We start from the raw sequence: 13,956 nt of genomic DNA on the forward strand, positions 1-13,956 counted from the left end.
CACAACGCGGGAAGAAGAGACGGATGGCGGACGCGATGGCCCGCCACCCGCGCACGCGTCGGACGCCCAGGGCGCCCAACGCGGCAAACATCTCAGACGGCAGCCGTCACGACGATTTCGACCTTGAAATCCGGGTTGGCCAAACGGGCCTCGACGGTGGCGCGCGGAGGCGAATTGCCGTCGGCGACCCAGGCGTCCCAGGCCTTGTTCATGCCATCGAATTCCTTCATGTTGGCCACATAGATCTGGGCCATCAGGATCTTGGTCTTGTCGGTGCCGGCTTCGGCCAGCAGGCGGTCGATCGTGGCGAGCACCTGTTCGGTCTGGCCGGTGATGTCCAGCGTGGAATCGTCCGGCACCTGGCCGGCCAGGTACGCGACGCCGTTGTACACGGCCATGTCGGACAGGCGCTTGGCCACGTGGAAGCGCTTGATGCTGCTCATGAATAGTCCCCTAGATTCGAGTGGGTTGGGTGGAACAATGCAGAAGAACCCGCAATTTACCCCGAGCCGCCGTCAGGCGGGAGGCAGCTGGAACACCTGGCGCAGATAGGCCAGGTAGGCCGGATCGTCGCACATGGTCTTTTCCGGCGCGTCGGACACCTTTGCCACCGGCTGGCCATTGCAGCGGACCATCTTCATGACGATCTGCAAGGGCTCGTGGCCCAGGTCGTTGGTCAGGTTGGTGCCGATGCCGAAGGACACCTTGCAGCGGCCGGAAAACTGGCGGGCCAGCTCGATGGCGCGCGGGAAGGTCAACGAATCCGAAAACACCAGCGTCTTGGCGCGCGGATCCACGCGGTTCTTGCGGTAGTGCTCGAGCAGGCGTTCGCCCCAGACGAAGGGATCGCCGGAATCATGCCGCGCGCCGTCGAACAGCTTGCAGAAATACATGTCGAAATCGCGCAGGAAGGCATCCATACCATAGACGTCCGACAGCGCAATGCCCAGGTCGCCACGGTATTCCTTGGCCCACACCTCCAGCGCGTACACCTGCGAATCGCGCAGCCGCGGACCCAGCGCCTGGCAGGCTTGCAGGTATTCGTGGCCCATGGTTCCCAGGGGTAGCACCTCGTGCTGCTTGGCCAGCAGCACATTGCTGGTGCCGGCGAAATGCACGCCCATCTGCGACTTCATGGTGGACACGATTTCTTCGTGCCAGATCTTGGAAAAGCGGCGCCGCGTGCCGTATTCGGCCACGCGGAAATCGGCCAGCGCCGGATCGTCCAGCACCAGGTGCATCTTGGAATGCAGGCGCTTGCGGCCCTCTTCCCAGTCGGGATTCTTGCGCGTGTTGCGGAAATAGACCTCGTTGACGATGGCCAGCACCGGGATCTCGAACAGGATCGTATGCAGCCACGGGCCTTTGACCTCGATGCTGATTTCGCCCGGCCCCTCGCCTACGCCGATGTGGATGCAGCGCTCCGGCAGATGGAAGAGTTCGAGGAAATCGACGAAGTCGCTTTTGATAAAGCGCAAGCCGCCCAGATATTTAAGTTCGTCCTCGGTGAAGCGCAGCTGGCATAGCTGATGCACTTCCTCGCGGATTTCGTCCAGGTAGGGACGCAGGTCGACCCCGGGCGTGCGGCATTTGTAACGGTACTCGACCTGGGCAGCGGGAAAATGATGCAGAACCACCTGCATCATGCTGAATTTATACAGATCGGTGTCGAGCAGCGAAGTGATTATCATGATGGCGCGTTTCGTTTCGCGACACCATAGCATAGAGCCCCCGCTGTTCAGGGCGAAGGGCCACTATGTCAATACGGGTATTGCCGGCACATCGGCGCGGCATTGGGTAAAATCCGCCCAACAAGACACAAAAGCCGCCGCTCCCGGAGTTCCTGAATGACCCACGTTGTCACCGAAAACTGTATTAAGTGCAAGTACACCGATTGCGTAGACGTGTGCCCGGTGGACTGTTTTCGTGAGGGTCCGAACTTCCTCGTGATCGATCCCGACGAATGCATCGACTGCGCCGTCTGCATCCCGGAATGCCCGGCCAATGCCATCTACGCCGAAGAAGACGTGCCGCAGGACCAGCTGAATTTCATCGCCCTGAATGCCGAACTCTCGCCCGAGTTCGCCAGCATCAGCCGTGCCAAGAAGCCCCTGCCCGACGCCGACGAATGGAACGGCAAGCAGGACAAGCTGCAATACCTGGAAAAATAATCCGCGAACGCCGGCCCCACCCTGGCGGCCGGCTTCGCGCGATGTACCGATGACCGACGACTCCAAATACACGCGCCAGACCGTTACCCACGTCCATACCTGGGTGCCTGACAAGCTGTTCTCCGTGCGCGTGACGCGCGACGACGCGTATACGTTCCAGCCGGGCCAGTTCGCCCGGGTCGGTCTGCCGGAAGCCGGCGCCTCGGAAGGCGAACCCACGTTGTGGCGCGCCTATTCCATGGTGTCGGCGCCGCACGAACCCTGGCTGGAGTTCTATTCCATCGTGGTCCCCGAAGGCCTGTTCAGTCCGCGCATGGCGCGGCTGCAGCCCGGCGACTCCCTGTATGTGGAGAAGACGCCCTACGGGTTTCTGACCCTGGAGCGCTTCGCGCCCGGCGGCGATCTCTGGCTATTGGCTTCGGGTACCGGCCTGTCTGCCTATCTGTCGATCCTGCGCGACCCGGCAGTTTGGCGGGCCTACCGCCGCATCATCCTGGTGCACGGGGTGCGCACCGCCGCGGAGCTCGCCTACCGCACCGAAATCGAATCCTGGCGCAACCAGCCGGCCCTGGCCGAGTTTTTCGCGGCGGATCCGCAGAAACTCGTCTACCTGCCCATCGCCACCCGCGAAGCCCTGCCCGGCATGCCGCAGGAACGCCTGACCACGCTGATCGCCGACGGCCGCCTTGAGCAGTTGGCCGGCCAGCCGCTGGATCCCGAGCAGGCCAAGATCATGCTTTGCGGCAACCCCGACATGCTGGCCGACGCCCGCAAGCTGCTGGGCGAACGCGGCTTCAAGCCTGGACGCCGCGGCATTCCCGGCAATCTGGCGGTAGAAAACTACTGGTAGTTCTCTCCGTCCGACTTAGTGCATAAATCCTCCCTTTGATATGGCTTCCGGGTGTAAAAAGCGCCCTAAACTGGTGCCCAATGGGTAGTCGGGTCGCTTTTTAGCAACAGATTTGCTTTTTTTGTCGGCGTTTCTTCAGGCTGTTTAGAAATATCGTTAGTGCCCGGAGCAATAATCGGGACACACGCACGACCCAGAAGGACTTTTCTCAAATGCTGTATCAATTGCACGAAATGCAGCGCGCCTTCCTGACTCCGTTCGCTGCATTCACGGACGCCGGTTCCCAGCTGTTTTCCAGTCCCTACAGCCCTCTCGCCTATACCCCGATTTCGCGCCAGATGGCAGCCGGGTATGAGCTGATGACCCGCATCGGCAAGGAATACCAGAAGCCTGCCTGGCACCTGCCCACCACCGAAATCAACGGCAAGTCCGTCCGCGTCATCGAAGGCGTGGCCATGGACAAGCCGTTCTGCCGCCTGCTGCATTTCCAGCGCGATGTCCGCCACACGGGCCGCGACGATCCCAAGGTCCTGCTGGTCGCGCCGCTGTCCGGCCACCACGCCACCCTGCTGCGCGACACCGTGCGCGCCCTGCTGCCGGCCCACGACGTCTACGTCACCGACTGGGTCGACGCCCGCATGGTGCCGCTGTCGGCCGGTCCGTTCCATCTGAACGACTACGTGCGCTACGTGCAGGACTTCATCCGCCACCTGGGTCCGGACGTCCACGTGATTTCCGTGTGCCAGCCCACGGTGCCGGTGCTGGCCGCCGTCTCGCTGATGGCCTCCGCCAACGATCCCTGTCAGCCGCGCAGCATGGTGATGATGGGCGGCCCCATCGACCCGCGCCAGTCGCCCACGCAGGTCAACCGCCTGGCCACGACCAAGCCCTACAGCTGGTTCGAGAACCAGGTCATCCATCCGGTGCCGCCCCGCTATCCGGGCGCTGGCCGCAAGGTGTACCCGGGTTTCCTGCAGCACGCGGGGTTCATGGCCATGAACCCCGACCGCCACATGAAGTCGCATTACGACTTCTACCTGGACCTGCTGCGCGGCGACGACAGCGACGCCGAAGCGCACCGCCGCTTCTACGACGAATACAACGCCGTGCTGGACATGCCGGCCGAGTTCTACCTGGACACGATCCGCATGGTGTTCCAGGAATTCCAGCTGCCCAACGGCACCTGGGAAGTGGACGGCAAGCTGGTGCGGCCGGCTGACATCAAGAAGGTCGCCCTGCTCACCATCGAAGGCGAACTGGACGACATCTCGGGCCAGGGCCAGACTCGCGCCGCCATCAAGCTGTGCAAGAACATTCCGGCCGAGCGCAAGACGCATTACACGGCGCCCAATTGCGGCCACTACGGCATTTTCTCGGGCCGCCGCTGGCGCGAAATGATCTGTCCTAAAATTGCCGAGTTCATCCGGCAATCTGCGTAGGATGGGTGTAGCGCGGGTCAAGCCGGCCTAGAATCCGGACCTCCGACGCGCGCAACCCTTCAAACAGCGGTGGCTAGAAATATCACTGCTGTCTGAACGGTTGCGCGCGATTCGCATTTGGAGCCCCTGGTTCCTGTCTTGCACGCCCTCCCCCCGTCCCACGATTTCTTCTACACATTCATGTCCTGTCGCTCATTAGCCGACCGCATCGATGCCTTGCTGCCCCAGACGCAATGCACCAAGTGCGGGTACGACGGCTGCCGGCCCTACGCCGACGCCATCGCGGACGGCTCCGCTCCAATCAACCGCTGCCCGCCCGGAGGCGATGACGGTATCGCCGCGCTGGCGGTCCTGCTTGATACCCCCATCCTGCCGTTGGACGCCACCCGCGGCGAACCCGGCCCGCTGCTGGTCGCGCGCATCGACGAAGCGCACTGCATCGGCTGTACGCTGTGCATCCAGGCCTGTCCCGTGGATGCCATCGTCGGCGCCAACAAGCACATGCACACCGTGCTGGCCGACTGGTGCACCGGCTGCGACCTGTGCGTGGCGCCCTGTCCGGTCGACTGCATCCAGATGGTGCCGGCCGGCCGCGCCTGGAGCGCGCAAGACGCCACGATCAGCCGCCAGCGCCACCGCAGCCATCTGGCGCGCACCGAACGCCTGGCCGCCGACAACGCGCGCCTGATGGCGCCCGAAGCGGCTGCCGCGCCCAGCGCTCCCGCCGTCGACGAGGCGCGCAACGAGGACCGCAAGCGTTCCGCCATTGAATCCGCGCTGGCCCGCGCCCGGGCCCGCCGCAACCCCACGCAATCATGAACGCCGCCAAACGCCGAGAGATCTTCGCCCGCCTGCAGGCCGCCAACCCGCATCCGACCACCGAGCTCGAGTACGACACGCCGTTCCAGCTGCTGATCGCCGTGCTGCTGTCGGCGCAGGCGACCGACAAATCGGTCAACATCGCCACGCGCAAGTTCTTCCCCGCCTACGGCACGCCGCAAGCCCTGCTGGCCCTGGGCGAAGAAGGCCTGGCGGATTACATCAAGACCATCGGCCTGTACCGCACCAAGGCGAAGAACACCATCGCCACCTGCAAGATCCTGATCGAGCAGCACGGCGGCGAAGTGCCGCAGACGCGCGAAGCGCTCGAAGCCCTGCCCGGCGTGGGGCGCAAGACCGCCAACGTGGTGCTCAACACGGCGTTCGGACAACCCACGATGGCCGTGGACACGCACATCTTCCGCGTATCGAACCGCACCGGCATCGCGCCCGGCAAGAACGTGCTGGAAGTCGAACAGAAACTCGAAAAGTTCGTGCCGCGCGAATACATGCAGGACGCTCACCACTGGCTGATCCTGCTGGGCCGCTACGTCTGCGTGGCGCGCAAACCCAAATGCCCTCAATGCGGCATTTCCGATCTCTGCGAATTCAAGCAGAAAACACCCGCCTGATCGCGCACAAGCTTATGCGCCGGCGCGGCATTCGGCGCGCCGCAAACCGGGTTTTCCCTCGCCAATAAATCCATGACGCGTTGATGACGATCAACGCGTATTTGCTGCATTGCGTTTCCATTATGGAAAGCCTCTATTCCCTTGTGGCGCAAGCATTGTCAGCCTGCCGACAATTGCCCATTCCGCACTGCAAAACCTATGACAAACCCTCATGGAATTTTGATAAATAGGTGCGCATACTCGCCGGCAACTCAGAAGAAAACTGCGATTTCCTGAACAGTTTTCCGGACCCTGCGGGGACCTGGCGCAACGACGGCAGGTGGAGACCGAAATAAATACAACGCCGGTGCAGCGAACATGGACGACACGATCCTGGAGACAAAAGGCCTCACCAAGGAATTCCGCGGATTCGTCGCGGTCAATGGGGTCGATTTGCGTATCAAGCGGGGCGAGATTCATGCCTTGATCGGGCCGAACGGCGCGGGCAAGACCACTTGCTTCAACCTGCTTACCAAGTTTCTTTCTCCCACGTCGGGAAGCATCAAGTTCAACGGTATCGACATTACCGGCGAGCGCCCCGCGCAGATCGCGCGCCGCGGCGTGATCCGTTCATTCCAGATCTCGGCAGTGTTCCCGCACCTGACCGTGCTGGAGAACGTGCGCATCGGGCTGCAGCGCAGGACCGGCCTGTCGTTCCATTTCTGGAAAAGCGACAAGCAGCTCGCCGTGCTGAATCAGCCGGCGCGCGACCTGCTGGAACAAGTGGACCTGGGCGCCTTCGCCAACGAAACCACCGTCAACCTGCCCTATGGCCGCAAGCGCGCGCTTGAAATCGCCACCACGCTGGCGATGGAACCCGAACTGATGCTGCTTGACGAGCCCACGCAGGGCATGGGCCACGAGGACGTGGACCGCGTCACGCAACTGATCAAGCGCGTCAGCGCCGGACGCACCATCCTGATGGTGGAACACAACATGAATGTCGTGTCCTCCATCGCCAACACCATTACTGTGCTGGCGCGCGGCAGCGTGCTGGCCGAAGGATCGTACGCCGAAGTCTCCCGCCATCCGGCCGTGATGCAGGCTTACATGGGCACCACCGAGGGCGAACTTCAAGGAGCGCACGCATGAGCACCCCGGCACTGGAAATTTCGGGCCTGCAGGCCTGGTACGGGGAATCGCATATCCTGCACGGCGTGGATATGCGCGTTGGACAAGGCGAAGTGGTCACGCTGCTCGGACGCAACGGCGCCGGGCGCACCACCACCCTGCGGGCCATCCTGGGCCTGACGGGATCGCGCAAGGGTTCGGTACGCATCCATGGCACCGAAGCCATCGACCTGCCCACCTACAAGATCGCCCACCTGGGCGTGGGCTATTGCCCCGAGGAACGCGGCATCTTCGCCAGCCTGTCCTGCGAAGAAAACCTGCTGCTGCCTCCGGTCGTCGGTTCGCTGGGCGGCGGCATGTCGCTGGCCGAAATCTACGACATGTTCCCCAATCTGCAGGAGCGCCGGAATTCTCCCGGCACGCGCCTGTCTGGCGGCGAACAGCAAATGCTGGCCGTGGCGCGCATCCTGCGCACCGGCGCCAACCTGCTGCTGCTCGACGAAATCTCCGAAGGCCTCGCCCCTGTCATCGTGCAGGCGCTGGCTCGCATGATCACGGCGCTGAAGCAGCGCGGCTACACCATCGTCATGGTGGAGCAGAACTTCCGCTTCGCAGCGCCCTTGGCCGACCGCTTCTACGTCATGGAGCACGGCCAGATCGTCGAGCACTTCGAAGCCGCAGAACTTTCAGAAAAACAGGACACGCTCAACGAACTGCTGGGCGTCTAGAACCTGTGTCATCCGCCGGAATTCCGGCAACACTACACCGTAGGGAAGAGAGGAGTCATCCCATGAAGCTGCACACCATCACTGCTGCACTGGCCATGGCGGGCCTGGGATTTGCTGGGGCACCCGCCCACGCGCAAGGTATCTCCGACGATGTCATCCGCATCGGCTTCATCACTGACATGTCCGGCGTGTATTCGGACATCGACGGCAAGGCCGGTCTGGAAGCCGTGCGCATGGCGATCGAGGACGCCGGCGGTTCGATCAACGGCAAGAAGATCGAAGTCGTCTCCGCGGACCACCAGAACAAGGCCGACGTTGCCTCGGCGCGCGTGCGCGAATGGTTCGACGAGCAGAAGGTGGACGTCATCATCGCCGGCACCAACTCGTCGACCAGCCTGGCCATGGCCGGCGTGGCCGCCGCGAAGAAGAAGCCCTTCATGGCGATCGGCGCGGGCGCGTCGGACCTGACCAACGCCCAGTGTTCGCCCTATACCGTGCACTACGCCTACGACACCGTCGCCCTGGCGCGCGGCACCGGTTCCGCCGTGGTGAAAGACGGCGGCAAGAGCTGGTTCTTCCTGACCGCCGACTATGCCTTCGGCCATGCGCTGGAGCGCGACACCATGGCCGTGGTCAAGGCCGCGGGCGGCGAGGTCAAGGGCCAGGTGCGGGCGCCGCTGGGCGCCTCGGACTTCTCGTCCTTCCTGCTGCAGGCGCAAGCCTCCAAGGCGCAGATCCTGGGCCTGGCCAACGCGGGCGGCGACACCATCAACTCGATCAAGGCCGCCAATGAATTCGGCGTGACCAAGACCATGAAGATGGCCGGCCTGCTGGTCTTCATCAACGACGTCCACGCACTGGGCCTGCAAGCCACGCAAGGCATGTACCTGACCGACGGCTGGTACTGGGACCAATCCGACGCCTCGCGCGCCTGGTCCAAGAAGTTCGAAGCCAAGGTCGGCCGCAAGCCTTCCATGCTGCAGGCGGGCGACTATTCGGCCACGGCCTTCTATCTGAACGCCATCAAGGCCACCGGCACGGACGACGGCGACGCCGTCATGAAGTGGATGAAGTCGAACAAGGTCAACGACTTCTTCGCGCAAGGCGGTTACGTGCGCGAAGACGGCCGCATGATCCACGACATGTATCTGATGCAGGTCAAGACGCCGGCCGAATCCAAGGCCCCGTGGGACTACTACAAGGTCGTGGCGACGCTGCCTGGCGACGAGGTCTACACCAAGTTGTCCGAGTCCACCTGCAAGCTGGTCAAGAAGTAATCCAGCCCACGTGCCCCCAGACGCGACCCGGCGAACCTATGCGCCGGGCCGCGTTTTGGCCGGGCCGCGTCTTGGCCGAGCCACGTTTTGGCCGGGCCGCGTTTTGATTAGCTCGCTTCCCTCCGTACGCGCAGGATTTTCATAAGATGACTGACATTTTCGGCATCCCCATACAGGCCTTGTTCGGCCAGCTATTGCTAGGCCTGGTCAACGGCTCCTTCTACGCCATGCTGTCGCTCGGGCTGGCCGTCATCTTCGGGCTGCTGAACGTCATCAACTTCGCGCACGGCGCGCTCTACATGCTGGGCGCGTTCATCGCCTGGATGGGGCTGTCGTACCTGGGGTTGAACTATTGGATCATGCTGATCCTGGCGCCGCTGGTCGTCGGGCTGTTCGGCATCATCATAGAAAAGCTGTTGCTGCGGCACCTGTACAAGCTGGATCACCTGTACGGGCTGCTGCTGACCTTCGGCCTGACGCTGCTGATAGAAGGCCTGTTCCGCAGCTTCTACGGCGTCTCGGGTCAGCCCTACCCCACGCCTGACGCGCTGCGCGGCGCCACCAACCTGGGCTTCATGATCCTGCCGAATTACCGCGGCTGGGTCGTGGCAGCCTCCCTGACAGTGTGTCTGGCAACCTGGTTCGTCATCGAACGCACCCGCCTTGGCGCCCTGCTGCGCGCCGGCACCGAAAACCCCCGCCTGGTCGAGGCCTTCGGCGTGAACGTGCCGCGCATGATCACCCTGACCTATGGCTTCGGGGTGGCGCTGGCGGGCTTTGCCGGCGTGCTGGCCGCGCCCGTGCTGCAGATTTCTCCGCTGATGGGCTCCAACCTCATCATCGTCGTGTTCGCCGTGGTCGTGATCGGTGGCATGGGGTCCATCATGGGCGCCATCGTGACCGGTCTGGGCCTGGGCGTGATCGAAGGACTGACCAAGGTGTTCTGGCCCGAGGCCTCCAGCACGGTCGTGTTCATCATCATGGCCATCGTTCTGTTGATCCGCCCGGCCGGGCTGTTCGGAAAAGAAAAATGAATCGTCAATTCCTGGGCTATGCGGTACTGGCCATCGTGGTGGCCATTCTTCCCTTCATCGGGGTCTATCCGATCTTCGCCATGAAGATCATGTGCTACGCGCTCTTCGCCTGCGCATTCAACCTGCTGCTGGGTTTCACCGGGCTGCTGTCGTTCGGCCACGCCGCCTTCCTGGGCAGCGCGGCCTACGCCACCGGCCACGCGCTCAAGGTGTGGGGCTTCCCCACCGAGATCGGCCTGCTGTTCGGCGTGGCCGTGGCGGGGCTGCTGGGTCTGGCGATGGGCGCCATCGCTATCCGCCGCAGCGGCATCTATTTCGCCATGATCACCCTGGCCCTGTCGCAGATGGTGTTCTTCTTCTTCCTCCAGGCGAAGTTCACCGGCGGCGAGGACGGCCTGCAGAGCGTGCCGCGCGGCACCCTGTTCGGGCTGATCGACCTGTCCAAGGACCTGAACCTGTACTACGTGGTGATGGCCATCTTCATCATTGGCTACTTCATCATCTGGCGCACGGTGAACTCGCCCTTCGGCCAGGTGCTGCAGGCGCTGCGCGAAAACGAACCACGCGCCATCTCGCTGGGCTACGACGTCGACCGCTTCAAGCTGCTGGCCTTCGTGCTGTCGGCAGCGCTGGCCGGCCTGGCGGGCGCCACCAAGACCCTGGTCTTCGTGTCGGCCACCTTGTCCGATGCCACCTGGCAGATGTCCGGCCTGGTCATCCTGATGACGCTGATCGGCGGACTCGGCACCTTGACCGGTCCCATCCTCGGCGCCTTCATCGTGGTGCTGATGGAAAACAAGGTGGGCGACTTCGGCCAGATGATGGCCAACCTGACCGGCGTGGACTGGTTCCTGCGCCTGGGCGAATCGGTCACCATCGTGATCGGCCTGATCTTCGTGATCTGCGTGCTGGCCTTCCGCCGCGGCATCGTGGGCGAGGTCGGCGCCTTCATCGATCGCCGGCGCGCCGCCCGCGCCTGATCCTGGCAGCGCAAGCACGGGGCCGCGTTATGCGGCCCCGTTTCATTTGGCGAGGCCGCTGCCGCCCGTACAATGAACGGCACCCAACCAAACAGGTGCCTGACCATGCGCAAACCGCATCCGCTCGCCCCCGTCCTTGGCGCCCTGGCGCTGGCCGCCGCCCTTCTTCCCCCGGCTGCGCAAGCCGCGGATGCCGCCGCGCCCGTATGCGAAGTCAAACGGCCGGTCCGCTTCAGCGGCCTGAACTGGGAATCCAACCTGGTGCTGGCCGGCATCGAACGCTACGTGCTGGAACACGGCTACGGCTGCAAGACCACGGTCGAAATCGGCGAAACCCTGCCCATGCTGGCGGCGCTGCAACGCGGTGACGTCGACGTCACCCCGGAAGTGTGGCCCGGCCAGATCGAGGGCGCATGGAAGAAGGCCCTGGCCAGCGGCAAGGTGCTGGGCGTGGGCCACGTCTACGACGCCGGCGAAGGCTGGTACGTGCCCCGCTACACCGTCGAGCGCCATCCCGGCTTGAAGTCGGCAGCCGACCTGGCACGCTTCAAGGACGTCTTCGCCGATCCCGAGGAACCCGGCCGCGGCCGGATCTACGGTTGTCCGGCAGGATGGGCCTGCGGCACCCTGAACGAGAACCTGCTGCGCGCCTTGAAGCTTGAAAAGGACTATGCGATGTTCGCGCCCGGCTCCGGCGCTGCGCAGAAAGCCGCCATCGTGTCCGCCTACAAGCGCAAGCGCGACATCGTTTTCTACTACTGGACGCCCACTTCGCTGGTCGGCGCGCTGGATCTGGTGAAGCTGGAACTGCCCGCGTTCGACCAGGCCGCCTACACCTGCATGACCGATCCCAAGTGCGCGAATCCCGTGCCCACCGAGTTCAAACCCAACCCCGTCGTCACGGGCGTGAATGCCGAGTTCGCGAAACAGGCGCCGCAGATCGCCGAATTCCTGGGCAAGCTGACGGTACCCGGCGACGCCATCGACGCCACCCTGGGCTGGCTGGAAAACGAAGGCAAAGAACCCGAGGACGCCGCGCGCTATTTCCTCAAGCAATACGGCCCGGTCTGGCGGCAATGGATGCCGGCCCAGGCAGCCGACCGCGTGCAAGCGGCGCTGGCGCGCGAATGATGCCGGGAAGCCGGCAGCCGCCTCATGTATCCTGACGTTTCGGCGCGCCGATAGCGCCACCCCAATTCAAGTGAAGGAAGACAACCATGGATGCCTTGTTCTGGCACAACGGTCACTGGACCACTGAAAACCCCAAACTGCTCGGCCCCGCCGACCACGCCTTCTGGATGGCCAGCATGGTGTTCGACGGCGCGCGCGCATTCCGCGGCCTGACGCCCGACCTGGATCTGCACTGCCAACGCGTGGTGCGCTCGGCCGAAAAAATGCTGATGAAGCCCCAGATCGGCTGGGAAGAGATCCAAAAGCTCTGCCTGCAGGCGGTGGCGAAGTTCCCGCAGGGCAGCGAACTCTACATCAAACCGATGTTCTATTGCGCCGACGGCTTCCTGCTGCCGGACGCCGACAAGACCCAGTTCGTGCTGCACGTGTTCAAGGTGCCGATGCCGGGCGACCAGGGCTTCTCCGCCTGCTTCTCCAGCTTTGCGCGTTCCTGGCCCAACATGGCGCCCACCGACGCCAAGGCGTCCTGCCTGTACCCCAACGGCCAGCGCGCCATCCGCGAAGCCGCCGAGAAGGGTTTCGACAACGCCATCATGCTGGACGGCGCGGGCAACATCGCCGAGTTCGCCACCAGCAACCTGTGGATCGCCAAGAACGGCGTGGTGTCCACGCCGGCCGACAACGGCACCTTTCTGAATGGCATCACGCGCCGCCGCGTGCTGGCGCTGCTGAAGGCCGACGGCGTCGACGTGCAGGAACGCAGCCTGACCCGCGCCGACATCGAGGAAGCCGACGAAGTATTCTCGTCCGGCAACTACGGCAAGGTGGTGCACGTGAACCGCGTGGAAGACCGCAAGCTCGAATACGGCCCCATGGCCCGCCGCGCGCACAAGCTGTATATGGATTACGCGGAGCAAACCGGCCGTCATTGAGGCTCGCGGCTCACGCCACGGGCGGGATCAGGGCTGGAATCAGTCCGCCCGTGGCGGCAGATGCAGCGCCGCCACATGCGGCGAACCCTGCCAGGAAGGATAGCGCTCCAGCACCTGAGGATCATGGCCCGGAACGACGTGTTCCTCCGATTGCGCAGCCCCGACCAGCCTGGCGTATCCCGACAACATTTCCGCTGTGTTGTAGACGATGGGAAAAGGGCGGCCCGCGTCCATGTTCTCGTAGTAGTGGCTGGCATCCGATGCCAGCACCACCCAGCCTCTCGCGGTGTGCACCCGCACGGCCTGCAAGCCCTTGGTATGGCCGCCGATCTTCAGCAGCCCGATGCCGGGCAACAGCGCTGAATCGCCATCGTGGAATACGACCCTGTCCTCGTAGACATGCCGGACCAGGCTGACCACGTCCTCGACGGCATAGGCATGCCGCAACGGTTCAAAGCACATGCAGCGGCCGGTCGCGTAGTCCATTTCGCCATCCTGCACATGGAAACGCGCCCGCGGCAAACGATCCAGATTGCCGGCATGGTCGTAATGCAGATGGGTCAGGACCACGTGCTGAACGTCCTCGGGCCGCACGCCCAGCGGCGCCAAGGCCGCTATCGGACAATGGATCAGCTCGCGGTGGCGCTTATGCGCCGTCTCGGCATTGAATCCGGTGTCGACCAGCACGACGCGTCCGGCGCCACGCACCAGCCAGACGAAGAAGTCCATCGGCATGTCGGCGTCGTGGGGGTCGCCACCCAGAAAATTGTCGCGCCGCCGACGCGGCATGCGCGCGTAGCGGATGGCGTACACCTCGTACTCCGGCAGCACATCCCGCCTTGGATCGCCCATA

15 protein-coding genes are annotated in these 13,956 nt (G+C 63.7%); 12 read left to right on the forward strand and 3 right to left on the reverse strand.

Annotated elements, in window-relative coordinates:
- Window positions 1-92 precede the first annotated feature (92 nt).
- Together NGK62_RS03285 and pncB are read right to left on the reverse strand one after the other, a co-directional pair.
- Complete coding sequence (locus tag NGK62_RS03285; protein WP_013392200.1) at window positions 93-443, reverse strand: RidA family protein; 351 nt, start codon at window positions 441-443, stop codon at window positions 93-95.
- A 72-nt stretch (window positions 444-515) separates the two neighbouring features.
- Window positions 516-1,691 (reverse strand): nicotinate phosphoribosyltransferase, encoded by a 1,176-nt coding sequence (gene pncB / locus NGK62_RS03290; RefSeq protein WP_059374817.1) that lies wholly within the window; start codon window positions 1,689-1,691, stop codon window positions 516-518.
- A 156-nt stretch (window positions 1,692-1,847) separates the two neighbouring features.
- Between pncB and fdxA the strand changes: the two genes are divergently transcribed.
- The 12 genes from fdxA (at window position 1,848) to NGK62_RS03350 (ending at window position 13,103) form a co-directional block, all read left to right on the forward strand.
- Window positions 1,848-2,171 (forward strand): ferredoxin FdxA, encoded by a 324-nt coding sequence (gene fdxA / locus NGK62_RS03295; RefSeq protein WP_006389264.1) that lies wholly within the window; start codon window positions 1,848-1,850, stop codon window positions 2,169-2,171.
- 49 nt (window positions 2,172-2,220) lie between these two features.
- Window positions 2,221-3,021, forward strand: coding sequence for a ferredoxin--NADP reductase (locus NGK62_RS03300; RefSeq protein ID WP_054450568.1), 801 nt, complete (start codon window positions 2,221-2,223; stop codon window positions 3,019-3,021).
- Window positions 3,022-3,233: 212 nt separating this feature from the next.
- Window positions 3,234-4,460 carry a polyhydroxyalkanoate depolymerase gene (locus NGK62_RS03305; RefSeq protein WP_251877411.1) on the forward strand — a complete coding sequence of 409 codons (1,227 nt, stop codon included), beginning with the start codon at window positions 3,234-3,236 and terminating at the stop codon, window positions 4,458-4,460.
- A 180-nt stretch (window positions 4,461-4,640) separates the two neighbouring features.
- Complete coding sequence (rsxB, locus tag NGK62_RS03310; protein WP_251879518.1) at window positions 4,641-5,279, forward strand: electron transport complex subunit RsxB; 639 nt, start codon at window positions 4,641-4,643, stop codon at window positions 5,277-5,279.
- The gene (gene nth, locus NGK62_RS03315) at window positions 5,276-5,911 is read left to right on the forward strand and encodes an endonuclease III (RefSeq protein WP_054450563.1); all 636 of its coding nucleotides are present in this window, start codon (window positions 5,276-5,278) and stop codon (window positions 5,909-5,911) included. Before rsxB ends, nth begins: the two co-directional genes overlap by 4 nt.
- Window positions 5,912-6,268: 357 nt before the next feature.
- Complete coding sequence (locus NGK62_RS03320; RefSeq protein WP_059374827.1) at window positions 6,269-7,042, forward strand: ABC transporter ATP-binding protein; 774 nt, start codon at window positions 6,269-6,271, stop codon at window positions 7,040-7,042.
- A complete protein-coding gene (locus tag NGK62_RS03325) occupies window positions 7,039-7,749 on the forward strand; it encodes an ABC transporter ATP-binding protein (protein WP_013392192.1) in 711 nt (236 codons plus the stop codon). Before NGK62_RS03320 ends, NGK62_RS03325 begins: the two co-directional genes overlap by 4 nt.
- Before the next feature lie 62 nt (window positions 7,750-7,811).
- Window positions 7,812-9,026: an ABC transporter substrate-binding protein gene (locus NGK62_RS03330; protein ID WP_059374829.1), complete on the forward strand. Its 1,215-nt coding sequence runs from the start codon at window positions 7,812-7,814 to the stop codon at window positions 9,024-9,026.
- Between the two features lie 146 nt (window positions 9,027-9,172).
- Entirely contained in the window at window positions 9,173-10,060 is an 888-nt protein-coding gene (locus NGK62_RS03335) for a branched-chain amino acid ABC transporter permease (protein ID WP_118931855.1), read from the forward strand.
- On the forward strand, window positions 10,057-11,040 hold the full coding sequence (locus NGK62_RS03340) for a branched-chain amino acid ABC transporter permease (protein WP_059374833.1): 984 nt from the start codon (window positions 10,057-10,059) through the stop codon (window positions 11,038-11,040). The genes NGK62_RS03335 and NGK62_RS03340 overlap by 4 nt, the downstream gene beginning before the upstream one ends.
- 105 nt (window positions 11,041-11,145) lie before the next feature.
- Entirely contained in the window at window positions 11,146-12,171 is a 1,026-nt protein-coding gene (locus NGK62_RS03345; RefSeq protein WP_059374835.1) for an ABC transporter substrate-binding protein, read from the forward strand.
- Window positions 12,172-12,257: 86 nt separating this feature from the next.
- Complete coding sequence (locus tag NGK62_RS03350; RefSeq protein ID WP_118931856.1) at window positions 12,258-13,103, forward strand: branched-chain amino acid aminotransferase; 846 nt, start codon at window positions 12,258-12,260, stop codon at window positions 13,101-13,103.
- 39 nt (window positions 13,104-13,142) lie between these two features.
- Here NGK62_RS03350 and NGK62_RS03355 read toward each other — a convergent pair whose 3' ends face one another.
- The gene (locus NGK62_RS03355) at window positions 13,143-13,955 is read right to left on the reverse strand and encodes an N-acyl homoserine lactonase family protein (protein WP_251877413.1); all 813 of its coding nucleotides are present in this window, start codon (window positions 13,953-13,955) and stop codon (window positions 13,143-13,145) included.
- Between the last annotated feature and the right edge of the window lies 1 nt (window position 13,956).

The sequence above is a fragment of the Achromobacter sp. Marseille-Q4954 genome (genome assembly GCF_943737025.1).
GTDB lineage: Bacteria > Pseudomonadota > Gammaproteobacteria > Burkholderiales > Burkholderiaceae_B > Achromobacter > Achromobacter bronchisepticus_A.

Coding starts and splice junctions, on each gene's coding strand:
- NGK62_RS03350 (WP_118931856.1), top strand. CDS start 12,258: ATGGATGCCTTGTTCTGGCACAACGGTCACTGGACCACTGAAAACCCC.
- NGK62_RS03340 (WP_059374833.1), top strand. CDS start 10,057: ATGAATCGTCAATTCCTGGGCTATGCGGTACTGGCCATCGTGGTGGCC.
- NGK62_RS03320 (WP_059374827.1), top strand. CDS start 6,269: ATGGACGACACGATCCTGGAGACAAAAGGCCTCACCAAGGAATTCCGC.
- pncB (WP_059374817.1), bottom strand. CDS start 1,691: ATGATAATCACTTCGCTGCTCGACACCGATCTGTATAAATTCAGCATG.
- rsxB (WP_251879518.1), top strand. CDS start 4,641: ATGTCCTGTCGCTCATTAGCCGACCGCATCGATGCCTTGCTGCCCCAG.
- NGK62_RS03355 (WP_251877413.1), bottom strand. CDS start 13,955: ATGGGCGATCCAAGGCGGGATGTGCTGCCGGAGTACGAGGTGTACGCC.
- NGK62_RS03330 (WP_059374829.1), top strand. CDS start 7,812: ATGAAGCTGCACACCATCACTGCTGCACTGGCCATGGCGGGCCTGGGA.
- NGK62_RS03300 (WP_054450568.1), top strand. CDS start 2,221: ATGACCGACGACTCCAAATACACGCGCCAGACCGTTACCCACGTCCAT.
- NGK62_RS03335 (WP_118931855.1), top strand. CDS start 9,173: ATGACTGACATTTTCGGCATCCCCATACAGGCCTTGTTCGGCCAGCTA.
- nth (WP_054450563.1), top strand. CDS start 5,276: ATGAACGCCGCCAAACGCCGAGAGATCTTCGCCCGCCTGCAGGCCGCC.
- NGK62_RS03305 (WP_251877411.1), top strand. CDS start 3,234: ATGCTGTATCAATTGCACGAAATGCAGCGCGCCTTCCTGACTCCGTTC.
- NGK62_RS03345 (WP_059374835.1), top strand. CDS start 11,146: ATGCGCAAACCGCATCCGCTCGCCCCCGTCCTTGGCGCCCTGGCGCTG.
- fdxA (WP_006389264.1), top strand. CDS start 1,848: ATGACCCACGTTGTCACCGAAAACTGTATTAAGTGCAAGTACACCGAT.
- NGK62_RS03325 (WP_013392192.1), top strand. CDS start 7,039: ATGAGCACCCCGGCACTGGAAATTTCGGGCCTGCAGGCCTGGTACGGG.
- NGK62_RS03285 (WP_013392200.1), bottom strand. CDS start 443: ATGAGCAGCATCAAGCGCTTCCACGTGGCCAAGCGCCTGTCCGACATG.